The following is a 25,098-nucleotide window of genomic DNA, read 5'->3' on the forward strand; positions in this document are numbered from 1 at the left end:
GAGTAGGCTAAGTAATTCTAAAGCATACCTTTCTTAAAATATAAGATGCTCACTGCTTATTCAGGCATAAACCCAGCTTTATGTTAGAATTACGATTAAATACAGTTCAATACGGATCTGAGAGGGAACTCACTTGCTAAATCGAAAACTAAAAATTGGAATCGTGGTCGGTGAGGTCTCTGGAGATACGCTTGGCGCAAAGTTGATTCGCCGTTTTCGTGAGCAAGGGATTGATGCCGAATTTGAAGGCATCGGTGGTCCACAAATGATCGCAGAAGGCTTTAAAAGCTATTATCCGATGGATGTTTTATCGGTGATGGGCATTGTTGAAGTTCTCAAGGATATTAAAAAACTCTTTGCTGTACGTGATGGGCTGGTCGAAACTTGGACTAAAAACCCTGTCGATATTTTTATTGGTATAGATGCACCTGATTTTAACCTGCGCCTGTCGAAAACCATTAAACAAAAACAGTTGCCGATGAAGACCGTGCAATATGTCAGTCCTTCCGTCTGGGCATGGCGTCAGGGACGTGTGCATGGTATTAAGGCCAACATTGATCTTGTGCTGTGTTTATTCCCATTCGAAAAAACCTTCTTTAAAAAATGGGATGTGCCAGCCGCTTTTGTGGGTCATCCTCTGGCCAGTCAGTTGCCGCTTGAAAATCCGATTATCGATGCTAAACAAGAACTGAATCTTGATCCGAATCAGAAGCATATTGCACTATTACCGGGAAGTCGCCGCGGTGAGATTGAACGTTTGGGGCCTTTGGTTCTGGATGCAGCCAAGATTCTGCATCAGAAATATCCGGACTATACTTTCCTGATTCCGGCAATTAATGAGGCGCGCAAGCAACAGATAGAACGCTTGCTGGTGACTTATCCTGAAAGTCTAAAGATTCAAATCCGCTTAATGGAAAACAGCGGTACCGAGTCAAAAATCGGCCGTCAGGTCATGAATGCATCCAATATTATTGCGCTGGCGTCAGGTACTGCGACATTGGAAGCGATGTTATTACATCGTCCGATGGTGACTTTCTATAAGCTGAATTGGTTGACTTATCATGTGGTGAAATTTCTCATCAAAATTCCTTATTATTCGCTACCAAATATCATTGCCGGCAAAAAAGTCATTCAGGAGCTGATTCAAGCCGATGCTACGCCTGAAAAGCTGGCGGCTGAAATTGAAAAACTAATGAATATTGAAACTGCACAAATTCAGGTGATGCAGCATATCACCATGCATAAGCAGCTATTGTCTGGTAATAGCGAAGACCCGGTCAAAGCCGTGCTCGCGCTAATCCAGTAATTTGACATTATTGTTCTGACAATTCAGCCGGTACTGGGTGGGCGTCTGTTCAAACTGTTTTTTAAAACTTTGACTGAAGGCCGTCTCGGATGAATAACCAACGCCATGTGCGATCTGCTGAATGCTAAATCCGCTATTTCGCAAATATTGTGCCGCCAGCCGAAGGCGATGCTGTTGCAAATAAGCCAGTGGCGGCTCACCGACAATCTGGGTAAAGAGCTGGGCAAATTTGGAACGTGACATATGACATTGCTCAGCCAGACTTTCTACGGTCCAGAACTGCTCAGGTTTGCCATGAATTGCAGCGAGTGCATTGGACAGTTCCGGATGCGAGAGCGCATTCAGCCAGCTCGAGGAATTTTCCAGATTTAAAATATAATCTCGCACACATTCAATCAGTAAAATACTGACCAGATGATCCAGAATCTTGTCACGTCCCGGCCGCATCTGCTGGGTTTCCAGCGCCAGAAACTGTAAACCGACCTGTAACCATTCCGGTGCGGTGTCGCCCAGAATATGCTGAATATGCAGGTATTTAGGTAAGGCACTTAGCAGAGGCTTTGCCATCTGCATATCCAGACTGGAACGAAGGGCCAGTATGAAACTATGCTCCGCCGAATTTTCCCCATTAAGATCGACACATTGCTGTGCATGGCTTTGGAAATAAGGATTAATCGCACAGCGTGCAGAAAAATTGGCATTGTCTGGGCAGGAAACATGATGGGCGGAACCTGCGGGTAATAGCACCAGATCACCTTGTTGCAGCTCGAGCCGATCACCATTCATGAACCTTAATTGCGCCTGTCCCTGTAACAGGATATAGGCCAGCATAAAGGGTTCATGTTGATAGTCAAAGCCGCCCGGATGAAACACATTCAGATAAAGATATTCAGATTTTGCCAGATGAATATCATCAAAAATTTTACTTAAAGCATCCATGCCTAACTCTATTCTTCTATTTATTTCATTTAATTGACTATAAATTTTTTAACTTTGTGATTTTAGGCCAGAATTTGGCAGCATGTGCCAAAGACGCTGACATAGCTTTTCTGGACGTTGAATACTGTTCGCTACTGCTGAAATATTCAACTATAAGTGCAGAGTAACATAAAAAAGGAAGGTCGCAATGAATGCCCCTGCACAAATCCAGAAAGCGCAGTTTACGAAGGAAGCGTACGCACCAAAAGGTGTAAAGCTGGATAAAAAACGTTTTGGCTGGTTGCTCAGCCCAGGTCTGCCTGTGATCGGAATGGGAATTCTGGCCGGTTATCATTTTGGTCCCAAAGCCACTCAAAAAATCTTTGCGATGGGCGGGCCTTTATTACTGCATGTGATTATTCCGACATTAGATGCCCTGATTGGCGATGATGCCAATAATCCAAATGATGAGCAGATCAAGGCACTGGTTAACGATCCTTATTATGACCGCATTGTAAAAGCATTTATTCCCTTGCAAATGGCAGCCAATGCCTTTGCTGGCTATGTCGTAAGCCGACCAAATGTGTCTTTGCTGGATCAGGTACTGCTTGGAATTTCTATGGGTGCGATTAATGGTGTGGGCGTAAATACCGCACATGAACTCAGCCATCGTCCGCAGAAAAAAGACCATTACTGGTCTAATGCCAGCCTGATGCCTTTGGGCTATAACCATTTCCGGATTGAACATCCTTATGGACACCATAAACGGGTAGCCACGCCTGAAGATCCGGCATCTTCGAAAATGGGTGAATCTTTTTACCGCTTCTGGCCACGTACCGTAATAGGCGGATTAAAATCTGCAATCCAGATTGAAAAAAGACGGCTCGAGCGTAAGGGACTGAAATTCTTTAGTCAGGAAAATGAACTGTTTCATGGTTGGGCCATGAGTGCCGGCTATCATGCCTTGATGCTAAAGGCGTATGGCAAGAAAATTATTCCTTATACACTGACACAGGCATTTTATGGCGTCAGCCTGTTTGAGATTGTGAATTATATCGAGCACTACGGACTAAAACGCGGACAGAAAGCGGATGGCAGTTATGAGCGAACCTTGCCGGAACATAGCTGGAATAACAACAATATCGTGACCAATCTGTTTTTGTATCAGTTACAACGCCATTCCGATCATCATGCCTTTCCAAGCCGGCCATTTCAGGCGCTACGGCATTTTGATGAAGCGCCAGAATTACCGAGCGGTTATGCGACCATGTTGATTCCAGCCCTGATTCCACCTTTATGGTACAAAATCATGGATCAGCGAGTCTATCAGCATTATCAGGGCGATTTAAGCAAGGCCAATATCTTGCCTTCCAAGCGTGCCAAGCTTTTAAAAAAATTTGGTGTAAAAGACTCTGCAGCTTAATGAATTAAAAAATAAAAATGCGCCGATAAAGGCGCATTTTTTGATGAATTCTGCCTAGAACCAGTCGCCTTGCATATTCAGGCAAGTATCATCCAGATTCATCAGTAATTTGGCCTGATGTTCAATTTCAGGGAGTTCCCAGCGAATAAAATATTGAGCTGCCTGAATTTTCCCTGCCAGAAAAGTCTGATCTTCTGCCTGCGAAGATGTGCCAAACTCGAGTTGAGCCTGATTTGCCATTTCCAGCCATAGCCAGGATAGGATGGTTTTGCCCATCATATCCAGATACAGGCCTGAATTGGCCAAAGCTTCACTGACTTTGCCTTGATGTAGGGCCTGACCTAAAACCTGAGTAGTTTTTTGTACAGTGGCAAGGTGCTGTTTATATATCTCTGCCAGTTCCACTATCTCAGGTTCATGAATCTCTGACAAGGTCTTCTGGATGCGCTGCATGAGCAGATTTAGCCCTTTGCCATTATGCTGCCAGAGTTTACGTCCCAGCAGATCCAGAGATTGAATGCCGTAAGTTCCTTCATGAATCGGATTGAGCCGGTTATCACGGTAACATTGCTCCACCGGATATTCACGGGTATAACCCGCGCCGCCCAAGACTTGAATGGCCAGATCATTGGCTTTCGGACCATAGGCGGAAGGGAAGGATTTCACCACCGGTGTGATCAGATCCAGCAGAATGGCACTATCTTCATCCTGAGCTGCCTGATGCTCATCAATCAGCCGCGCTGCAAATAGACACAGCGCCAGCGCACCTTCTACATACGACTTTTGCGCCAGCAGCATGCGTTTGACATCGGTATGTTCAATGATATTCACTGCTTTGGAATCAGGTATTTTTTCATGAACTGGCCGGCCTTGCGGACGGTTTTTAGCATAATCCAGAGATTCCAGATAGCCACGATAGCCAATCATGGCTGCGCCGAGGCCTACGCCAACACGCGCTTCATTCATCATCTTGAACATATATTTTAAACCATGTCCTGGTTCTCCAATTAAATAGCCTAAGCAATTGTCATTTTCTCCAAAGCTTAAAACTGTGGATGTGGTACCTCGATAGCCCATTTTGTGCAGTAAGCCAGCCAGCTGTACATCATTAGCTTCACCGAGTGAACCATCCTCGTTGGTTTTGAATTTTGGTACGATAAACAGAGAAATTCCTTTCACGCCTTGCGGTGCATTCTGAATCCGGGCTAAGACCAGATGCACAATATTTTCAGTAATGTCCTGATCGCCACCCGAAATAAACATTTTCTGGCCTTTAATTTTATAAATTCCATCTGTCTGAGGAATGGCTTTAGTGGTCAGATCGCCCAAAGAGGAACCTACATTCGGCTCGGTCATGGCCATGGTGCCGGCAAAGCGGCCACTCAACATATGCGGTAGGAATATTTGCTTTTGTTCTGGGGAGGCAAAAGCCTGTATCAGGTTCGCCGCAGCGGCTGTTAGAAAAGAATAAGCCACGGTGGACGGATTGGCTGACATGAAATAAGCATTGCAGGCCATATTCACCAAAGTGGGCAGTTGCATGCCACCATCTGCATAATCATGCTGGGCGCAAAGCAGGCCGGCATCGGCAAACTGCTGCCAGGCTGTCTTCACTTCATCAATGGTTTTGACCTGTTTGCCATCAAAGTTCGGTTCATGCTGATCAGCTTTGGCATTATGCGGCGCAAAATAATCAGTCGCGATACCTTTTGCCGTTTCCAGAATGCTGTCGAAGGTATTTTTATCATGATCCTGATAGCGTTGCAGTTCAGTCAGCGCTTCAAGTTTGAATACGTCATAAAGTAGAAAATTAAGATCTTTATCATTTATTAGCTCGGTCACGGTACTGTCCTGAATGTAAAATCCTTAAGATAGCGCCAAGACTAACAGTTGCTTTTATTCAGCAGGATTGTCAATAATGACATCAAACAGGTAAAAAATGACAATGAGATCAAGATGCAGCGAGTCGTAGTTTTGAGTTTTGATGGCGCTCTGGCTTCTGCCATTACCGGTGTCGTCGATTTATTTGCCATGGCCGGTGTGAGCTGGAACCGCATTCAGCAGCAGGATGTACAGCGCCTGTTTAAAGTTAGTATTGCCAGTCCTGATGGACAACCGATTCGTTGTATTAATGGTCTGGAATTACAGGCACATTGTTCCTATCAAGAGATTCAAACTGCAGATATTGTGGTGGTGCCAACCATAGCTGCACCGATTCAGGATGTATTGCAACAAAACCCTGAGCTGATCCGGTTTCTAAAATCTGCTCATGCAGATTCGACCTTAATTGCTGGAAATTGCACCGGAAATTTCTTTCTGGCAGAAGCCGGTATTTTAGATAATCGCGTGGCAACGACGCATTGGGGCTTTCAAGATATTTTCCGGACGCATTATCCGCAGGTCAAATTGAATGCCGATCTGATGATTAGCCGCGACCAGAATATCTATTGCGCGGGTGGTGGCCTGGCCTGGTTCGACTTAGGTTTGCATCTGATTGAACGTTTTTATGGCTTTGAGGTGGCCATGCAATCGGCCAAATCTTTTGTGATTGATTATCGACGCGATAGCCAGCTGTCTTATTCCTTACTCAAGATTGGACAACCGCATCATGATGAACTGGTGCAAAATGTCCAGAACTGGCTGGAGCAGCATTTTCATGAGTCTTTTAGCTTGGATGATATTGCAACACGTTTTAATGTCACCACGCGTACCTTGATTCGCCATTTTAAACAGGCACTGGACTTGCCGCCAAATCAGTATCTGCAAGCGATCCGGATTGAAGCTGCACGCAAACGTCTGGAAGAAACCGATCAGGCGGTGGATGTGATCATGCAAAATATTGGTTATCAGGACCCAAGTTCATTTCGCCGTTTATTTCATAGAAAAACTGGCTTGACGCCGTTGGAATATCGGCGCCGCTTTAGCCGTCGCTTTTAGAAGTGTTTAATAAGAAGGTTGTATTTCCCCCGCTTTACGGCCATGCAACAGGTAATACCAGATCAGACAGCTGATGGTCAGTACAGCAGAGTACAGGTAAAGCTGACGATAACCGATCTGATCCAGAAGCATGCCGAGGAAATAAGGTCCAAAACCCAAACCTGCATCTAGCGCAATAAAGAAGGTTGAAGTCGCCAGCCCCATACGCTGCAAACTGGTACTTTTTACCGCAATGGTCTGACAGACGGACTGGAGATTACCAAAGCCAAAACCAAGCAGTGCGGCGCTGGCCAATAACATCGTAGCATTATGGGCCTGACTGAGTAATAAAATTCCTAAGGCCATAATCACAATGGCCGGATAGATGATGATGTTTTCACCTTTACGATCCATTAGCGGGCCGGTAAATGGACGTGAAAGCAAAATCGCAATGGCATACATCAAAAAGAAAAAAGAAGCCGTTTCGACTAAATTAATCTCTTTGGCATAGAAATGAATAAAAGATAAGACGCCGGAATAGCAGGTTGCCACAATCAGAACAATCATCGAAATCGGCAAAGCCTTGGGTTCAATATATTGCGCCAGTCTGCTGGATGACTGATTTTCTATATGATTGACTGGATTCGTTATTTTAATCTGTGGCGGCTGAATAAACAGGCTGCAAATCAGGCAGCTGAGTGCGACTACACTGGTAAAAACAAAAATCACCTGATAGTTAAAATTTGACATTAGCCAGATGCCTAAGAAGGGGCCAATCGCCGTGCCAAGTGTGCTGCTCATACTAAAATAACCAATGCCTTCACCACGTCGAGTCGCAGGAATGGTCTGGGCAATCACGGTGCCTAATACCGTTGAGGCCACACCCATCATAAAACCGTGCATCAGACGGATGCCCAGTAAAATTTCCAGCTTGGCCGGAATCAGATAGAGGCCAGAAAAAAGCAGAAAACCTGTCAGACCGGCCACAAGCGTAATTTTTAGGCCCAAACGGTTTAGCAGTTTCCCGATAATAAGACGGCCGAATAAGGTACCGACAATAAACAAGCCAGAAACCAGCCCTGCCTGTGCCGTGGTTGCACCTAATTCTGCTACCGAGTAGCCGACAATCACAATCACCAGCAAATAAAACACCAGCACCAACTGGAAATTCACCAGACTGATCAAAATAAAATTGGGAGTCCATAAAGGCGTTTGTTCTTGGCTCATTAAAGTCGATCCTGCGAAGCGGGTTGTAACTGCTGAATGAGCTGCATCAAGATATTTTTACTACTTTCAATATCATCTGAGGCAATTTGCTCAAGCAACTGCTTTTCAAATGCCTCAATCTGTGTGGAACCCAGGGCAAAAGTCTCGACTCCTTGCTCACTCAGTGTGAATAGCTTCTGACGCTTGTCTGCAGTTTCGAGTTGGCTAATTAGACCGAGTTCCACTAAATTCTGGATACGTTTACTGATGCTGGGTTTAGATACGCTCAAATAATGAGAAATATTCATCAGGGTACATTGCTGATGCGTCTGAATCACATACAGCACTTGCCATAAGGAATAATTTAACTGTGAAGATAATAAAATCGTATTGATTTCATCACTGAGTAACCGTGCACAGCGTAATAACAAGGCGCGAAATGGAAGAGAGGCAGAAGGCATATAGTTAACCTGGCTAACTAATTTACAGCCAATTTACGCCTATTTTTTGGATTACACAAGTGGTCACCGTTCAATTAAATATTCACTTGCATATTTAATTAAATAGCGCTCACACATTGTTAACTTGAGTAAAAAATAACCGACAAAAGTCTACATATTGCCAAGCCAAATTAAGCCTAAGCTAAGACCAAGAAAAAACACTTCACTAATAAATCTAAGCAAGGCTCCTACAAATAATTATATATAGGTGAAATGTATGACCCTGGGTTTAACCGCATTAGAGTTAGCGCGAATACAATTCGCCTTTACTGTCTCTTTTCATATTATTTTTCCTGCAATCTCAATCGGATTGGCCAGCTTTTTGGCGATTCTGGAATGGCGCTGGCTCAAAACCCAAGACCCGATTTATCGGGATCTGTTTAAGTTTTGGGTGAAAATCTTCGCTGTAGCATTTGGGATGGGCGTGGTCTCTGGCGTGGTCATGAGCTATCAGTTCGGCACCAACTGGAGTGAATTCTCCCGGATTGCAGGTGGCGTGACTGGCCCATTACTGGCCTATGAAGTTCTTACCGCCTTTTTTCTGGAAGCGGGCTTTTTGGGAATTATGCTCTTCGGCTGGGGACGGGTGGGGCCACGTGCACACTTTTTCTCGACCTTGATGGTCGCGGTAGGCACCTGTATCTCGATGTTCTGGATTTTATCCTCCAATAGCTGGATGCAAACGCCTCAAGGTTTTGCCATCGAAAATGGTCTGTTTGTCCCCAAAGACTGGATCGCCATCGTATTTAACCCGTCATTTCCCTACCGTTTGGCGCATATGGCGATTGCTGCCTTTTTGGTTTCTGCATTGCTGGTGGCAGCCACAGCAGCCTGGCATCTTATTCAGGGCCGTCGTGATGCCTTGGTCAAAACTTCATTTTCCATGGCAATGTGGCTGATTCTGGCACTTGCGCCGCTACAGGTTTTGGTGGGTGATGTACATGGTCTAAATACGCTTGAACATCAACCCGCCAAACTGGCGGCAATGGAAGGTCATTGGGAAACCAATCATGATGGCGGCATGCCTTTATATCTGTTTGGACTGCCAGATATGCAGGCTGAGGAAACCAAATATGCCATCGCCATTCCTAATCTGGGCAGCTTGATCCTGACACATTCCATGGACGGTACTGTCACCGGCTTAAAGGATTTTGTACCTGAAGACCGTCCTAATTCGGCAATCGTGTTCTGGAGTTTTCGGATCATGGTCGGGCTAGGAATGTTGATGCTACTGCTGGCAATCTGGGGGGCATGGTCACGTAAAAAAGGTCGCTTTTATGAATCCCGAGGATTACATCGGTTTGCCCTGATTATGGGGCCTTCCGGTTTTATTGCCATGCTGGCTGGGTGGTTTACGACGGAGGTTGGCCGTCAACCCTGGGTGGTCTATGGCATCATGCGTACCAAAGATGCCCTATCGCCGGTATCGGCAGAGCAGGTAGGCTTGACCCTGATTATCTTTGTCGTGGTCTACTGTGTGGTCTTTGGCGCCGGTATTTATTATATGTTGCGACTCATGCACAAAGGCCCGGAATTTATTCATTCTACACCCCCACATGAAATTGATAGTGACGTAATTCAGGCATCTCGCCGGCCATTGAGCAGTATTCGCGAGAGTATTGAGGATGGGGCCGATAATGCAGATCAGGAGAATAAAAAATGATTGATTTGTCATTGATTTGGGTGGTGATCATCGCCGTTGGTGTCCTGATCTATGTCATTCTGGATGGTTTTGATCTGGGCATTGGCATTCTATTTCCGTTTTTTCCGCATCAGGATGACCGTGATGTGATGATGAATACTGTTGCGCCTGTCTGGGATGGCAATGAAACCTGGATGGTATTGGGTGGCGCAGGTTTATTTGCAGCATTTCCGCTGGTCTATTCTACCGTATTATCTGCACTGTATATGCCGATCATCCTGATGGTGATTGCGCTGATCTTCCGTGGTGTTGCTTTTGAATTCCGTTTTAAGGCCAATCGCAGTAAACATTGGTGGGACAAAGCCTTTATTGGTGGTTCTGCGCTGACCAGCTTCCTGCAAGGGGTGATTTTAGGCGCTTATATTCAGGGAATTGAAACCCGAAATGGCATTTATGCGGGCGGCGGGCTGGACTGGTTGACACCATTTAGCCTGTTTACCGGTCTGAGTGTCATGGTGCTGTATGCTGCCTTAGGCTGTGGCTGGCTGATTTTTAGAACGGCCGATCAGTTACAAGACCGTATGTATCAGCTAATGCCAAAAATGATTATCGCCTTATTGATTATCCTGGGCGCTGTCAGTATTTATACGCCGCTGAATCATCCGCAGATTGCGGAACGCTGGTTTAGTCAGCCACAATTTATGTATCTCATGCCCGTGCCGATCTTAGTCCTGTTATTTACCTGGCTGGCTTTACGTGCCTGCAAACAACGTAAGGAACTTAGCCCATTCATGTACATGCTGGTGCTGGTTTTTCTGGCCTATACCGGATTTCTGATCAGTCTCTGGCCTTATATCATTCCACCGTCAGTGACCATCTGGGAGGCGGCAGCGCCAGAAAGTAGTCAATTATTTACCTTAATTGGTGCTTTATTACTTATTCCAATCATTCTGATTTATACCGGCGTGTCGTACTGGGTATTCCGCCATAAAGTGCGGGTCGGGGATGATGGCTATCATTAAGGAGCAACAATGAAAGGGAAGCAGATATTATGGTTTGTGGGCCTATGGATTTTAGGCTTCGTTACTCTGGCTTTAATTGCAGGCGCATTCAGGTTTTTTGTCCATCTGGCGTATTAATTTAAAAATTAAAAAGTGATCTGGCGAGCCGGATCACTTTTTAATAGCGAAGAGAAATCAGCAAAGATTAGGATTTTACCTGTTTTCGATACACACTCGGGCGTACAGGTCGGCTACTTTTCCAGAGCCCTTTTTTCTGTTTTTTGGCTTTGTTTTGCAAGTCTAGCATATAGCGTAAATGGTTTTTATCTTTAATATAATCTTCGTAGACCCATGCTGCGCCGCGTTTCACGATTTCTTCATTGATATTTTTACGATAGCGATAAACGACGCCGACGCAGCGACCATAACGGTCAATATCTGTAATTTTCACGCGAACTATTTTGTTTTTCACCATGCTTTTAACTAGACGCTGTGACTCTTTGCCATAGCTTTGGCTGGATTCTGGCGCATCCACATAGGCAAAACGTAGTCTGGTTTCAGAACGTCTAATATTGAGACGGTAGCAGGTGAGGGTATCCCCATCGCTAACCGCCTTAACACGACACCAGTATTTCTGTCCTTTTTTAAAGGGACGAAATATATCCTTGAGGTAAATGGTGAGTTTGTGCAGCAAATAATAGGAAAAGCATAAGGCAAATAAACCCAGCACAATTTGCCAGGTGGGAGAAAGAGGCAACAAGCTAAAATCCAGATCATCAAAAGAAGCTGTAGAAGAACAACAGCAAGCAGATGCATGATTGTAGAGGAAAGCCCCAAGCACTAGAGTTCAAAAGCTAAACAGTCAGTGTTTCATTTTGTATTTATAAATAGCCTAAGCAATTTAGGTTGAGCCTGACATTTCAGGCTACAATACCAACCATTAGAATAGCCTAAGCAAAATTAATATCCACTTAGAAATAGCCTAAGCAAAAATGTTATTAATTTCGCTTCGCAAAAATTGATGTCTCTTATTTTCCTGTAAATCTTTGTGCCAATACATTCCCATATTAATCTTAGGCAGTTGCACAGGCACTTCAAAAAAATTAAGAATTTTGGCTATCTGTAAATGCTCTAAGATATTGCGTGGCATAGTCAACATCGCTTGGGGATATTGCTCCAAAATTTGCAACGCAGTTGAATAATGCTGACAGCGTAAAAAAATTTGTCTTGAAAGCTGCTTACGGCTCAAATACAGATCTTCAATTAAGATACCTGTACGGCGAGATGATACGCCTATATGTGGGGAGGAAAGATAGGATTGTTCTGAAATTTTATTTTGCTGCGTACAGACGACAAATTCATCTTGTACTAAGGGTTCAAACTGAATTTTATCTCCCAGTTTTTGCTCAAGATCCATGACAAAATCGACCTGCTGCGCCGCCAGGTCAGCACTGATATTTTTACGATCCAGCTTGATGCTACTAAACTGAATATCCAGATTCATTTTCTGAAAATGTGCCACCAACTTTGGAAAAATCATTGGTTCAATTTCATCATGTACGGCAATTTTTAAACTTTGCACCATATTTGGTTGAAATTGTTGATGCTGAATAGAAATACTTTGAATCGTCATCAGGGCATTTTTAATGGCGGGATAAATCTGTTCAGCAAACGGCGTGGGTTGCATTTTTGCACCAAAACGTACGAACAGATCATCCTGCAACTGATTTCTGAGCCGCTGCAAAGCGTGACTGGCAGCAGATTGGGTGATACATAATCGCTGTGCTGCTTTAGAAATACTGTTCTGTTCAAAAATAGCGACAAAAAGTGGATATAAATTGATATCTATACGATAGAAAACACTCATATCCATCAGTGTTTTATTATGAATGCTATGCATGATGAGCTATGGATTAAAATCATTTTATTCATAATAGTTTTTAAGTTAAGGTCTTGTAAAGCAGAATACAAAATATCCAGAGGGAAATAGCCATGTTTGAGTTATCCGCACGCGCACAAGACTATGTTGAACGGACTAAAAAATTTATTAAAGATGAAATCGACGCTGTTGAAGCCGATTTTTGGCAGCAAGTGCATGAGTTAAATCAAGGCAGTGACTGGACCAAATGGCAATGGCCGACTGAACTGGAAACTTTAAAAGCCAAAGCCAAAGCAGCAGGGCTGTGGAATATGTTTCTGCCATGTCCTGAACTGGGCCAAGGTTTATCAGTCAATGAATATGCTCATATTGCCGAGCTTTCGGGCCGTAGCCTGATTGCACCGACCGTATTTAACTGTAATGCGCCAGACAGCGGCAATATGGAAGTCCTCTGGCGTTATGGCTCTGAAGAACAGAAACAGCAATGGCTTCTGCCATTACTTGAAGGCAAAATCCGTTCTGTATTTTGTATGACTGAACCGGCGGTGGCTTCTAGTGACGCGACCAATATGCAAGCAACGGCGGTCATCGAAGGCGATGAAATTGTTCTGAATGGCCGTAAATGGTGGTCATCAGGTCTGGGCGATCCTAATGCCAAAGTCATTATTTTTATGGCGCATACGCCAGATGAAAGCAAAGACCGTCATCATCAGCATTCCATGGTTCTGGTTCCTGTCGATACGGCGGGTGTGAAAATCGAAAGAATGTTACCGGTATTTGGCGACTATGATGCACCGCATGGTCATGGTGAAGTCAGTTTTGAAAATGTCCGCGTTCCAGTTGCCAGTTTTATTGGTGGTGCCGGCCAAGGCTTTGAAATTGCTCAAGGTCGTCTCGGGCCAGGCCGTATTCACCACTGTATGCGTTGTATCGGCGCTGCGGAAAAATCTTTGGAGCTGATGATTGACCGCGGTATGAGCCGGACTGCCTTTGGTAAAGAAATTTTAAAACTGGGAGGCAATCTGGAACGTGTTGCTGAAGCACGGGTCGCGATTGATCAAGCACGTCTTTTAACCTTGTATGCAGCCTATAAAATGGATACTTTAGGGAATATGGCGGCTTTGACTGAAATCTCGGCCATTAAAGTGGTTGCGCCAAGTGTATTAGAAAAAGTAGTAGACATGGCCATACAAATTCACGGTGGTGCTGGTGTCTCCCGTGATACGCCACTCACCGGATTCTTTGCTCAGGCACGTGCCCTACGTTTGGCGGATGGACCAGATGAAGTGCATAAAGGTATGATCGCAAAACTGGAACTGGCTAAACGTGGTTACAGTACACGCCATAAAAAATAAGCTTAAACACGATATAAAGTTTGAAGACATTTGAAAAAGAATTGAAGGAAAAATTATGGCAGTTATTGATGTCGGTGGATCGGTTCGTGCAGGTGAGGAACTGGATGTTCAGGCTGTAGGAAACTGGCTGATTGGGCAGGGAGTTCAACTTGAAGGTCCGGTCGAAGTTACTCAATATTCGGGTGGCGCATCGAACTGGACTTATCGTCTGAAATATACCAATGCCGATCTAATTCTGCGTCGTCCACCCAAAGGTACCAAAGCCAAATCTGCCCACGACATGGCCCGTGAATTTAAGGTTCAGCACGCACTTTCCGAGTTTTATCCGGTATTACCAGAGATGGTGGCACTTTGTCAGGATGAATCCGTGATTGGCTGCGACTTCTATGTGATGAAACGCATTGAAGGCATTATTCCACGCGCCAATTTACCCAGAGAACTGAATTTTAATGAAGCTCAGGTACGTGAACTGTGTATTAACGTCATTGATAAGCTGATTGAGTTGCATCAGGTGCCTTATGTGGGTACTGAACTGGAGAAATTAGGCAAAGGCGAGGGCTATTGTCATCGTCAGGTAGATGGTTGGGATGCACGTTATGCCAAAGCCAAGACCTTGAATGTGCCATCTTTCAGATATGTCCGTCAGTGGCTTAAAGACAATACCCCAGTGGATGCTAAAACCTGTCTGATTCACAATGACTGGCGTTTTGATAATGTCATTTTAGATCCAAACGATCCGACTCAAGTCATTGGCGTTCTGGATTGGGAAATGGCGACACTCGGTGATCCATTGATGGATCTGGGTTCAGCTTTGGCTTACTGGGTTGAAGATACGGATAATGCAATTTTTAAAGCCACACGTCGTCAACCCACCAACTTAAAAGGCATGTTTAGCCGTAAAGAAGTGGTGGATTATTATCTGGAAAAAACCGGATTAACCCCTGAAAACTGGACCTTCTATGAAGTCTTTGGAATTTTCCGTTTAGCGGTGATCGCGCAGCAAATTTATTATCGCTATTATCATAAACAGACCAATAATCCAGCATTTAAGGATTTCTGGATTGTGATTCATGCCTTGCATATTCGTGCCTTAAAACTGATTGGCCGCCAGAAAATTGAGGCCAATGATATTGCACAGAAATATATGACCAAATTTAAGGAGTTCATGCCGAAATGACGACGATTTATTTAATCCGCCATGGACAGGCGTCTTTCGGTGCAGAAAGCTATGACAAACTTTCTCCAAATGGTGAATTACAAGCCAAATTATTGGGCCGCTATTTTGATGAAATTTTAAAAGAAGCACCTTATGTGGTGGCAGGCTCCATGCAGCGTCATCAACAAACGGCGCAATTGGCCTTGGCTGAATGTTTTCCTGAAAGTGAGCCAGTTACAGATTCAGCTTGGAACGAATTTAATCATCAACAAGTCTTTGCTCAATATGAGCCACGCTTTAATCAGCCAGAACTGCTGAAAGAAGATGTATCGCAGCATGCCAATCCACGCGCCTATTTAAGTAAAATTTTTGAAGGTGCAATTGAGCGCTGGACTGGCGGTGACTATCACCATGAATATGAAGAATCCTGGCCAGATTTCAAACATCGGGTGGAAACGGCATTGCAGCATTTGTGTGATGATCTGGCTGAAAAGAAACCGCGCTATGCTGTAGTGTTTACGTCGGGCGGAGTCATTTCGGTTGCTGCGGGCAAAATTCTCGGTTTGTCTCCGAATAAAACTTTTGCTTTAAACTGGGCAATTACCAATACCAGCATGACCACGCTACGTCTGGTAGGCAACCAACCCCAGCTATTAAGCCTAAATGAACATCATTATATTAAAGCGCAACGTCCGGATTTATTGACCTGGATTTAAATCTATATTGCAAATCTGATTGCTTAGAAAAATAAAGGAATAAGGTAAAACACATGGCAAAAACAATTTTAATTACTGGTGCAAGTTCAGGAATTGGTGCAGGTATGGCACGCGAATTTGCTCAGAAAGGCTATAACCTGGCCATCTGCGCGCGTCGCCTGGATCGTTTGGAAATACTTAAACAAGAGTTGGAGAGTCAATACGGCATTCAAGTAATTGCTAAAACTTTAGATGTCACTAATTATGATCAGGTCTTTGACGTATTTCGTGCTTTTAAACAAGATTTTGGCACGATTGACCGAGTGATTGTCAATGCCGGAGTCGGTGAAGGCCGTCGTATTGGCAAGGGCAACTTTGCCATTAATAAGGCCACAGTTGAAACCAATTTCATTTCGGCCTTGGCACAATGTGAAGCAGCAGTAGAGATTTTCCGGGCGCAAAATTCAGGCCATCTGGTCATGATTTCTTCAATGAGTGCCATGCGCGGTATGCCTAAACATTTAACCGCTTATGGTGCAAGTAAGGCAGGTGTTGCACATCTGGCCGAAGGGATTCGTGCCGAACTGATTGATACACCAATCAAAGTCACCACAATTTTCCCGGGCTATATTCGTACCGAACTTAATGAAGGCGCCAAGAAACTGCCATTTGAAGTGGATGAAAAAACCGGATCGCGTTTACTTGCTGCTGAAATTGAAAAAGCGCCAGTAAAGGCTTATGTGCCAAAATGGCCATGGCTGCCATTGGGTCTGGCGATGAAAATATTGCCGCTGAAATTGGTGAATAAATTAGGCTAAGGTTTAAAATCTAAAAGCTCCATAAGGGGCTTTTTACTTTTCTAGAACTTCAGAACTTTTTTTGCTGGTAATTTCACTTGAAAAAATTGCTTTGCAAAGTCAACGCTAATGCTAGCGTTAGCAAAGTTGCAGATAAAAATGTGCCAAATACATGCACTATCCTGTGTAAAGAAAACAAAGCTCGTTAATTCGATTAATCAGGATCAGGTAGTTTGATAAGCTTTTAATAATGAAATATTTATTATTTCAAGGCAAACCAAGTTTAATTAATATAGAGATAAATTGCTGTTAAAAAGCAGATTTTTTAGAGACTGAATCTCATAAAAAATTACGCATGACCTCCCTGTATTTTTATTCATCTTAGAAAAAGTGCCAAAATTGTCCAAAACTTGGACATACTCGCTCGGACAGTCAAAAGATCACTTCTCTTTTTTTTAATTTCCTTTAATGTGCAACTGTCCAGAAATTAAAGGTTCTCTATATGTCTACATCTTCAGAGATGACAGACCAGCAGCGTATCTCCAAAGTTAGAACTGTGGTGACACAGGCAGGTGAAGATTTACGTAACCGTTATCCAATATTGAAACATCAAAATTTTATTGGTGCCAGTATTCTCGGTTTTGCCTGGATCGGTATGGTTTTATGCGCATTGGCCTATGCCTATGGCTATCTTTCTGTATGGCTGACGATTCCTTTAATTGCAATTTTTGCTTCATTAACGCATGAATTAGAGCATGACTTAATTCATTATATGTATTTCAAAAAAACGCCCTGGGCACATCACTTGATGCTGGCTTTGGTGTGGTTGGCGCGTCCAAATACCATTAGTCCGTGGGCACGTCGTCGTTTACACCTGCATCATCATAAATATTCTGGAACTGAACATGATCTGGAAGAACGTGGAATCAGCAATGGTATGCCCTGGGGAATTCGCCGGATTTTGATCATCAGTGATCAATTGATGTCGGTTTATCTGCGTCCTTTTCAGATGTTTAAAATGATCCATCTTTTTCTGGAAAAACAGCCTGAAAAAGAACGTAAAATTGCCATGATTTCCCAGCTATTGGGCTTTGTGCCATTAAGCATTCTTTATTATGGCTTATTTTATTTATTTGTCGTGTTCCATGTTTCAAATGCAATCGTGCCTTTATTTGGCTATGAGATGCGCTGGTCGCAAGTCGTAATCGAAGCAATGCCAATCATTAATTTTATTGCAGTCATCTGGCTGATTCCCAATTTTATCCGTTCATTTAGCCTGCAATTTGTCAGCTCGAATATGCATTATTATGGCGATATTGATCCGAGGGATGTCATCAAGCAAACACAAGTACTGACGCCTTGGTGGATGATGCCATTTCAGTTGTTTTGCTGCAATTTTGGGGCCACGCATGCGATTCATCACTTTGTCGTTAAAGAGCCTTTTTATATTCGTCAAATGACCTCGAAAACGGCGCATAAAGTGATGAAAGAAGTGGGCGTACGTTTTAATGACCTGGGCACATTTAAACGTTTAAACCGCTGGAATGATATTCAAACAAAATAAAACTAAATTAAAAAAATCCTGCAAATGCAGGATTTTTTTATCTACTCTTTGGAATTTGCAAAGAAGTGCAGCAAAGCATCTTGCAATATCACCTGCCAAATTGCATAGGAATGTGCGCCTTCATAAACCTGATATCTGACCTCATGCCCTTTGGATTTTAAAGCTTGTGCCACGATGGGTGACGTTTCCAGAATACTTAAGTCATTGTTGGTACGCGAAGATTCATAACGATTCGCTGAAATATGAAAATACTGTTGAGGCTGATTCTTTAAGTTATGAATCAATTGATTCATACCATTGATTTTTGAGTGTGGTTCAGGTGACCACCAGAACGAGCCGGATAAAGGCACAGCATGACTAATGTGCTGCGGATTTTCCAAGGCAAGATAAGCTGCACTCAGCCCTCCCAAACTGGAACCGAGAAGAACTGTTTTTTGCTTATCACGTACAATTTTCTGATCGAGCCAAGGCAAAAATTCCTGATTAAAAAAACCTGAAAATTTCGGGTTTGGTGTCAGCTCTTTAGGACGAAGTTCACTATTCGGTGCATGTAAAAAAACCGCTTGAATCGGTGGAAGTTTGCCTTGTTCCACCAGAATATCCAGCACTTTTGGCACATCAACCAAATGGGCATATTCATTTCCATCAAAGAAAATAGCCGTGATATAAGATTGTTGTGCAGTTTTTTTAGATTGATAGATTTCAACGCGACGTTGATTTTTTAAAAACTGGCTGGATAGCTGATAACGTTTTAGTTCAGGCTGCGGATGATCTGGATAGCGTTTAGGATCGATAAAGGGAGGGGCTTGATCCAGGGCGATAATATTTTCATTCCTCAGTTTAGAGGCAGTATTTTCTTTAAGCCAGCGTTTTGGATTCAATGGATCAAGTTGTAATACCTGCAATACAGCACGGCGCTGCGCCTGGGGTTCTTTGAGTTCTGGGTTTAAATGTGCACAGTAATTCGATAGATAACCCTCCAAATTTGGTAAATCCACTGCAAAACTATAACTGCCGATATAGCGACGGTTCACAATATTTTCCTTAAACCAGATCTCGGTATCGGGCAGGCGAGTCAACCATTCATGATCATTACTCGGGCCACCGACCAGACGCACATTATGTTTGGCTGCTTTCCATAAAAAAATCAGTCGAACATGATCCTGATCAAGTGGCTCAATAATCGGTGTAGTTTGATTTTGCACTTTTTCCCAGAATTGTTGGATTAATCCCGCTCGGTTTTCAGGAGACTGCTTTAATTGCTGCTGTAAACTTTTTAACAGGTCGCTTTTGGGTTGAACTGCTTCACACGCTGCAGCATAGGGTGCTTGCTCTATTGAAGAAGGTGAATCTGCCAAACTATGTAATGATAGTGCGCTTAGTAAGAGTGTGCTTAAGTATAAGTAGTTCAAATCATCCCCAATTAATTTTAAAAAATAGTAATGATAATTATTATCAATTATAAATACAGATTTGTCTTTCAATTATTTTTATATATTTATTCAATTATTTACATGATGTTTTATCAAAACTCATAGCATGACAGGTTACAATAAAGTTCTAATTCATTGTTTTATATTTAAAGTATAGATTTATGTGGCTGAAAATATCGACTCTTGCATTAATTCCAGTATTGGTAATTCAGGGCAATCGCGTCAAAAAAAACACTGTGCAACTCCCAGAACCGGAGGGTGAACGTGAAGGAACGTGCGGTCAAGGCCAGCCGCTTTCTATACTGATTGTCGGCGATTCTGCGGCTGCCGGCGTTGGGGTAGAGCATCAGGATGATGCATTGCTGGGCGCCATTTTAAAAGATTTGCAGCATGACTTTAAAATTCAATGGAAATTGCATGCAAAAACAGGGGATAGCACAGCTAAAGTGATTCGTGCCATAGAACAACTGGAGACAGAACATTTTGATGTGGTCATTAGCTCGGTTGGTGTAAATGATGTAACCAAGCTCATGCCGGCTGATATCTGGATTCAAAAACAGAAAAAACTATATGCTATGATTCAGCAAAAATTCAGTCCTGAATTGGTCATTGCAGCAGGTGTGCCACCCATGAATATGTTCCCGGCATTACCAAATCCTTTGGCCTGGTTATTTGGACAATATGCCAAAAAAATGAATCAGCAACTGGCGAAATTCGTAGCAAGCCAAGACAGCATGCAATGGATTGAATATGATATTGAAAAATATCGTGCCATGAATTTAGAAATGGCTGCAGATGGTTTTCATCCGAGTAAGGAAGTTTATACACTTTGGGGACAAGAAGTGGCTAGCAAGATTCGGCAGACACTCTAAAATAGTTGAAAGTTCTCAATTTAAGGAATTCTATGTCTGATATTGAAACGCATCCATTACCGCCTTTTTTACCGCCAAATGCCAAATTACTGATGTTGGGTAGTTTTCCACCACCAGCAACTCGCTGGAAAATGAATTTTTATTATCCAAATTATCAAAACGATATGTGGCGGATTTTTGGTTTAATTTTCTTTCAAAATAAAGATTACTTTCTGGATATTGAGAATAAAAAATTTCAGGAATCATTGATCCGTGAATTTCTATTGGAGACTGGAATTGCGATTTTTGATAGTGCCTCTCAGATCAGACGGCTGACGGGCAATGCTTCAGATAAGTTTCTGGAAATTGTGGTACCGACCAATTTAAAGGATTTATTGCTACAGATCCCAGAATGTACCTACATTATGACCACCGGTGATAAAGCCACCGATACCATGATGCTGTCTATGCCTGAAGATGCAGAAAAGCCCAAAATTGGAGAGCCGACGCAAACCAACCTGGAAGGACGCGAACTGCATTTATATCGAATGCCATCTTCATCTCGAGCTTATCCTCTGGCTTTAGATAGAAAAGCTGAAGCTTATCGACAACTCTTTTTAGATGTTGGACTGGTCTAGCGGATGACAGGAGAAAATTAATGAAATCGAAGCTCACTCTGATTTTTTCTTAGTTAAACTTAGAATATGTAAGAATTTTTAAAACAAGAGGTTGTTCTGAATTTTGGTGATTATATTGCTATTTTCTCATTATTTTTATAATGAACAGGCTGACATGATTTAAGCAGAGTCTTATTGCTGGATGCTATACTCGGCATTCATTGGTTTAAGAACATTCACACATAAAAAAGGGTGAATGTGGTCACCCTATATTTATTTCAATGCTAAATCACTGCTCAATCCTGATATTCCACATAGTCCCACAGGTTTAAACGGGTTTTAATTTCCTGACGGATCTCTGGCAACATCGGCAATAACGTCCCATCAATCCATAAACTGAGCGCCTGTGCAGAGAGCAATTGCTGTTGTTCATCGACTAGTTGTGCGCCTTTTAAGATCACGCAGGTTTCTTCAAGCGCTTCAGTTTCGACACCTTTGAATAATACCTGTAAATCATGACCGCTATCGTGAATCAACCACTCTAACTCGAGCTGTATACTTTCACTGGATTTTAGAACAACTTGACCCTGAATAATATCGGATTCAGACAGACAATCATGTTCTACCCGAATTTTGGCCAAATACCATTCTTGCTGAGATAAATCATGGAGAGTTTTTACAGGCGTCAGAATATCACTGAATTTAAACTGACGGCTTAAATCAAAAAATTGCATGGGAGTAGAGGGCGAAAAAATCGCAAAATATTGGAAAAGTTGAATTTTAAAGCAAGGCTAATCGCCTGTAAAACCCTTTAAGCGATGATAGCGCCAGATGACTTGACGCTACCATGCCCCCGGAAAATGGATTATGTACGTTGTGTAATTCCAAATTAATTACAATGTCATTACATCAGCCATTCCCCCGGGAATTTCGTCACCAGATTCATCATAAAACGCTGAAATTTTGTGGTTTCAGGGTCATGTACATGCTGAATAGTACGGCCATCTTTTTGGTGCTCTAACCAGATTATTTCATCTTTTTCATTTAGTTTGAGCTGATAGGCCACACGCGGTAAAAATTGATTCATCGCATTAGAGATTTCCTTTTGAAAATCTTCCGATTTAACCACCAAACCGACTTCGGTGTTCAGATAAGCTGAACGCGGATCAAAATTAAATGAACCCACAAATACCATACCATCCAGATCAAAAAATTTGGCATGTAGACTCGAACTGTTTTTATTTTTGGCAGGGATGATGTCACCGGTCATAATTTCATACCAAGTCCGTTCTGGCCGGACTATATAAGGTTTAAACTCCCAGAGTTCGATGCCATTTTTCAAGAGCTGCTGACGATATTGCTGATAATAAGCATGTACCACAGCTACATCATTGGCCTGAAAAGAATTGGTCAGGATTCTAATTTTGACACCCTGTTGTGCACGCATACTTAAATAATCTGTGCCTTTTTGTGTGGGAATAAAATACGAGGAGACCAGTTCCAGATGATTTTTCGGCTCGCCCATCAGTTCAAGCATATGGGTGTAAATATAATCGCCATTTTTTGCATGAGGACGTACTTTTGCGGGTGTATCCGCGACAAAATAAGCCAGTGCCCAGTAGATGGGTTGTTTCTTTAAGTGCTCTGCAACTTGTTTTTCGGCAATACCTACTCGGCGTTTTAATTCAGTTTCATCCACTTCTTCGCGCGCAAAATCAGCTCTTAGCCTTTTTAACATTTCCGGATGACCTGAATCATTCAGAATCTGCCGAACATCATAACTCAGCTTATCATTCCAGAAATTGATGAAGGTCTGATTGGCATTTTCTACGGCTTGACCTGCAAAGAAAATATCGACATCGGTAAACTGGAAATTTTCGCTGGCATCAAAGTATTCACTGCTGATATTGCGGCCACCAGTGACAGCTGCGGTACCGTCTGCAATGATCAGTTTATTGTGCATGCGATGATTGATCTGTTTCATTCGAAAGCCATAATCCAGCGCACGTAAATGACGGAATTTATAAGGATTAAAAATCCGCACTTCAAAGTTTGGGTGTTGGCTTAAGGCCAGCAGTTTATCATCAAGCTGGGTGCCATTTTGGTCATCAATCTGCACTCGCACCTTGACACCGCGATCTGCGGCTTTTAACAGCTGGGCCAGCATTATGTTGCCGATAAAATCATCCTTCCAGATGTAATATTGCAGATCCAGATGATATTGGGCTTTATTGATCAGGTGCAAACGTGCGGCCATACTCATAAAACCATCATAGAGTGGTAAAAAAGCAGTTTTTCCTTCATTCATCTGCTGTTTTGAAATTTGATTATCAATCCAGTGCGCAGGTCGAACCGGCGTGATTTCTGCTTGTTCAGCAGTATTTGCAGCCAGTTCGCAGCCAGAAAGAATTATGCTCAAAGTTAAAATGTTCAAACAAACAAAAGGTGAAGGGTTAGTCATTGATGTTCCATTGATTATAGGATTTTTTATTCCTTATCTTCTGATGTTAATAGTTGAATCTCCGAATAGAAAGAGGTTACTGTTAGTCATCTGTAAATCAGCAAAAAAGGATAGTTTTACATGAAATCACGTGCAGCGGTTGCGTTTGGTCCAGGTCAGCCCTTAAAGATCGTGGAAGTAGATGTTGCTCCACCCAAAGCAGGTGAAGTATTGGTAAAAATTAGCCATACCGGAGTGTGTCATACCGATGCATTCACGTTGTCTGGTGAAGATCCTGAAGGCGTATTTCCGGCGATTTTAGGCCATGAAGGCGCAGGTGTGGTGGTCGAAGTTGGTGAAGGTGTCACCAGTCTGAAACCGGGCGATCACGTAATTCCGCTTTATACTGCTGAATGTGGCGAATGCTTGTTCTGTCAATCTGGCAAAACCAACTTGTGTGTGGCTGTGCGTGCAACTCAAGGTAAGGGTGTCATGCCGGATGGAACCACACGTTTTTCTTATAATGGTGAGCCGATTTATCATTATATGGGCTGCTCAACCTTTTCTGAATATACCGTGGTTGCTGAAGTTTCCCTGGCAAAAATCAATCCTGAAGCCAATCATGAGCATGTCTGCCTGCTCGGCTGTGGCGTAACCACTGGTATTGGTGCGGTGCATAACACGGCTAAAGTCCAAGAAGGCGATAGTGTTGCAGTATTCGGTTTAGGCGGTATCGGTCTGGCTGTGGTACAAGGTGCACGTCAGGCCAAAGCAGGTCGTATTATTGTGGTAGATACCAATCCGGATAAATTTGAACTGGCAAAACAGTTTGGTGCCACAGATTTCTTAAATCCAAAAGAATTTGATCAGCCAATCCAGCAGGTAATTGTAGAAATGACGGGTTGGGGCGTAGACCATTCATTTGAATGTATCGGTAATGTTGATGTAATGCGTTCAGCGCTTGAATGTGCGCACCGTGGCTGGGGTCAGTCGGTGATTATTGGAGTCGCTGGAGCAGGTAAAGAAATTTCCACCCGTCCATTCCAGTTAGTCACAGGCCGTAAATGGATGGGGACTGCATTTGGTGGAGTGAAGGGTCGTTCACAATTACCAGGCATGGTAGAACAATCCATGAAAGGTGAAATTCAACTTGAACCTTTTGTGACGCATACCATGCCGCTTGAACAGATCAATGATGCTTTTGACCTGATGCATGAAGGCAAATCAATTCGTACCGTTATTCATTTTGAATAAGTGAGCGTTTGATTTTGAAAAGACTGGTTTAATACCGGTCTTTTTTATGCGCGTTTCACTTAATTCAGGATACATTAGTGCATGAAAGCGTCACAGAGAATCACTTAAACAACACAAGCCTGCTAATGTCATTACATTCGAGATG

The 25,098-nt window shown here is 43.0% G+C and carries 23 protein-coding genes; 14 read left to right on the forward strand and 9 right to left on the reverse strand.

Features of this window, described 5'->3' with window-relative positions:
* Positions 1–133 precede the first annotated feature (133 nt).
* Positions 134–1,306, forward strand: coding sequence for a lipid-A-disaccharide synthase (gene lpxB, locus FTU44_RS02105; RefSeq protein ID WP_180001439.1), 1,173 nt, complete (start codon positions 134–136; stop codon positions 1,304–1,306).
* On the opposite strand, the gene FTU44_RS02110 is transcribed toward lpxB, so the two are convergent.
* Positions 1,295–2,245, reverse strand: a complete 951-nt coding sequence (locus FTU44_RS02110; RefSeq protein ID WP_180049318.1) for an AraC family transcriptional regulator — start codon at positions 2,243–2,245, stop codon at positions 1,295–1,297. The two genes, lpxB and FTU44_RS02110, sit on opposite strands and share 12 nt — an antisense overlap.
* A 187-nt stretch (positions 2,246–2,432) precedes the next feature.
* Here FTU44_RS02110 and FTU44_RS02115 point away from each other — a divergent pair, with 187 nt between their 5' ends.
* Positions 2,433–3,647, forward strand: a complete 1,215-nt coding sequence (locus FTU44_RS02115; protein ID WP_180049319.1) for an alkane 1-monooxygenase — start codon at positions 2,433–2,435, stop codon at positions 3,645–3,647.
* A gap of 54 nt (positions 3,648–3,701) precedes the next feature.
* On the opposite strand, the gene FTU44_RS02120 is transcribed toward FTU44_RS02115, so the two are convergent.
* Positions 3,702–5,489 (reverse strand): acyl-CoA dehydrogenase, encoded by a 1,788-nt coding sequence (locus FTU44_RS02120; protein WP_180049321.1) that lies wholly within the window; start codon positions 5,487–5,489, stop codon positions 3,702–3,704.
* Between the two features lie 114 nt (positions 5,490–5,603).
* On the opposite strand from FTU44_RS02120, the gene FTU44_RS02125 reads away from it, so the two are divergent.
* Positions 5,604–6,584 carry a GlxA family transcriptional regulator gene (locus tag FTU44_RS02125; protein ID WP_100354793.1) on the forward strand — a complete coding sequence of 327 codons (981 nt, stop codon included), beginning with the start codon at positions 5,604–5,606 and terminating at the stop codon, positions 6,582–6,584.
* A 6-nt stretch (positions 6,585–6,590) separates the two neighbouring features.
* Here FTU44_RS02125 and FTU44_RS02130 read toward each other — a convergent pair whose 3' ends face one another.
* On the reverse strand, positions 6,591–7,790 hold the full coding sequence (locus FTU44_RS02130; RefSeq protein ID WP_005097026.1) for an MFS transporter: 1,200 nt from the start codon (positions 7,788–7,790) through the stop codon (positions 6,591–6,593).
* On the reverse strand, positions 7,790–8,230 hold the full coding sequence (locus FTU44_RS02135; RefSeq protein WP_180049322.1) for a MarR family winged helix-turn-helix transcriptional regulator: 441 nt from the start codon (positions 8,228–8,230) through the stop codon (positions 7,790–7,792). Before FTU44_RS02135 ends, FTU44_RS02130 begins: the two co-directional genes overlap by 1 nt.
* A 256-nt stretch (positions 8,231–8,486) precedes the next feature.
* On the opposite strand from FTU44_RS02135, the gene FTU44_RS02140 reads away from it, so the two are divergent.
* From FTU44_RS02140 to FTU44_RS15140, 3 genes are read left to right on the forward strand one after another with little or no spacing between them, the layout of a single operon-like run.
* On the forward strand, positions 8,487–9,932 hold the full coding sequence (locus FTU44_RS02140; RefSeq protein ID WP_005097024.1) for a cytochrome ubiquinol oxidase subunit I: 1,446 nt from the start codon (positions 8,487–8,489) through the stop codon (positions 9,930–9,932).
* Positions 9,929–10,933, forward strand: coding sequence for a cytochrome d ubiquinol oxidase subunit II (cydB, locus tag FTU44_RS02145; RefSeq protein WP_180049324.1), 1,005 nt, complete (start codon positions 9,929–9,931; stop codon positions 10,931–10,933). Before FTU44_RS02140 ends, cydB begins: the two co-directional genes overlap by 4 nt.
* A gap of 9 nt (positions 10,934–10,942) precedes the next feature.
* Complete coding sequence (locus FTU44_RS15140; protein ID WP_100328576.1) at positions 10,943–11,050, forward strand: DUF2474 domain-containing protein; 108 nt, start codon at positions 10,943–10,945, stop codon at positions 11,048–11,050.
* A 67-nt stretch (positions 11,051–11,117) separates the two neighbouring features.
* Here the strand turns inward: FTU44_RS15140 and FTU44_RS02150 are convergent, their stop codons facing one another.
* Positions 11,118–11,672: a thermonuclease family protein gene (locus FTU44_RS02150; protein ID WP_180049326.1), complete on the reverse strand. Its 555-nt coding sequence runs from the start codon at positions 11,670–11,672 to the stop codon at positions 11,118–11,120.
* A 222-nt stretch (positions 11,673–11,894) separates the two neighbouring features.
* Positions 11,895–12,812, reverse strand: coding sequence for a LysR family transcriptional regulator (locus tag FTU44_RS02155; protein WP_180049328.1), 918 nt, complete (start codon positions 12,810–12,812; stop codon positions 11,895–11,897).
* A gap of 92 nt (positions 12,813–12,904) precedes the next feature.
* On the opposite strand from FTU44_RS02155, the gene FTU44_RS02160 reads away from it, so the two are divergent.
* The 5 genes from FTU44_RS02160 (at position 12,905) to FTU44_RS02180 (ending at position 18,358) form a co-directional block, all read left to right on the forward strand.
* Positions 12,905–14,146 (forward strand): acyl-CoA dehydrogenase family protein, encoded by a 1,242-nt coding sequence (locus tag FTU44_RS02160; protein ID WP_180049330.1) that lies wholly within the window; start codon positions 12,905–12,907, stop codon positions 14,144–14,146.
* 55 nt (positions 14,147–14,201) lie between these two features.
* A complete protein-coding gene (locus tag FTU44_RS02165; RefSeq protein WP_005097016.1) occupies positions 14,202–15,323 on the forward strand; it encodes a phosphotransferase family protein in 1,122 nt (373 codons plus the stop codon).
* Complete coding sequence (locus FTU44_RS02170; RefSeq protein ID WP_005097015.1) at positions 15,320–16,018, forward strand: histidine phosphatase family protein; 699 nt, start codon at positions 15,320–15,322, stop codon at positions 16,016–16,018. Before FTU44_RS02165 ends, FTU44_RS02170 begins: the two co-directional genes overlap by 4 nt.
* A 53-nt stretch (positions 16,019–16,071) precedes the next feature.
* Positions 16,072–16,815 (forward strand): SDR family oxidoreductase, encoded by a 744-nt coding sequence (locus FTU44_RS02175; RefSeq protein ID WP_005097014.1) that lies wholly within the window; start codon positions 16,072–16,074, stop codon positions 16,813–16,815.
* A 481-nt stretch (positions 16,816–17,296) separates the two neighbouring features.
* Entirely contained in the window at positions 17,297–18,358 is a 1,062-nt protein-coding gene (locus tag FTU44_RS02180) for a fatty acid desaturase (RefSeq protein WP_074382733.1), read from the forward strand.
* Positions 18,359–18,399: 41 nt separating this feature from the next.
* On the opposite strand, the gene FTU44_RS02185 is transcribed toward FTU44_RS02180, so the two are convergent.
* Positions 18,400–19,770: an alpha/beta hydrolase-fold protein gene (locus FTU44_RS02185; protein WP_257226371.1), complete on the reverse strand. Its 1,371-nt coding sequence runs from the start codon at positions 19,768–19,770 to the stop codon at positions 18,400–18,402.
* 182 nt (positions 19,771–19,952) lie between these two features.
* Between FTU44_RS02185 and FTU44_RS02190 the strand changes: the two genes are divergently transcribed.
* Positions 19,953–20,663: an SGNH/GDSL hydrolase family protein gene (locus tag FTU44_RS02190; RefSeq protein WP_180049332.1), complete on the forward strand. Its 711-nt coding sequence runs from the start codon at positions 19,953–19,955 to the stop codon at positions 20,661–20,663.
* 32 nt (positions 20,664–20,695) lie between these two features.
* Positions 20,696–21,280 carry a uracil-DNA glycosylase family protein gene (locus tag FTU44_RS02195; protein WP_005170739.1) on the forward strand — a complete coding sequence of 195 codons (585 nt, stop codon included), beginning with the start codon at positions 20,696–20,698 and terminating at the stop codon, positions 21,278–21,280.
* 275 nt (positions 21,281–21,555) lie between these two features.
* Here FTU44_RS02195 and FTU44_RS02200 read toward each other — a convergent pair whose 3' ends face one another.
* Together FTU44_RS02200 and FTU44_RS02205 are read right to left on the reverse strand one after the other, a co-directional pair.
* Positions 21,556–21,993, reverse strand: a complete 438-nt coding sequence (locus tag FTU44_RS02200) for a hypothetical protein (RefSeq protein WP_180049334.1) — start codon at positions 21,991–21,993, stop codon at positions 21,556–21,558.
* Between the two features lie 170 nt (positions 21,994–22,163).
* Entirely contained in the window at positions 22,164–23,720 is a 1,557-nt protein-coding gene (locus FTU44_RS02205; RefSeq protein WP_180049336.1) for a phospholipase D family protein, read from the reverse strand.
* A 120-nt stretch (positions 23,721–23,840) separates the two neighbouring features.
* On the opposite strand from FTU44_RS02205, the gene FTU44_RS02210 reads away from it, so the two are divergent.
* The gene (locus tag FTU44_RS02210; protein ID WP_159515735.1) at positions 23,841–24,953 is read left to right on the forward strand and encodes an S-(hydroxymethyl)glutathione dehydrogenase/class III alcohol dehydrogenase; all 1,113 of its coding nucleotides are present in this window, start codon (positions 23,841–23,843) and stop codon (positions 24,951–24,953) included.
* The last annotated feature ends 145 nt before the right edge of the window (positions 24,954–25,098 follow it).

Source organism: Acinetobacter sp. YH12105, assembly GCF_013419095.1.
Classification (GTDB): Bacteria; Pseudomonadota; Gammaproteobacteria; order Pseudomonadales; family Moraxellaceae; genus Acinetobacter; species Acinetobacter pseudolwoffii.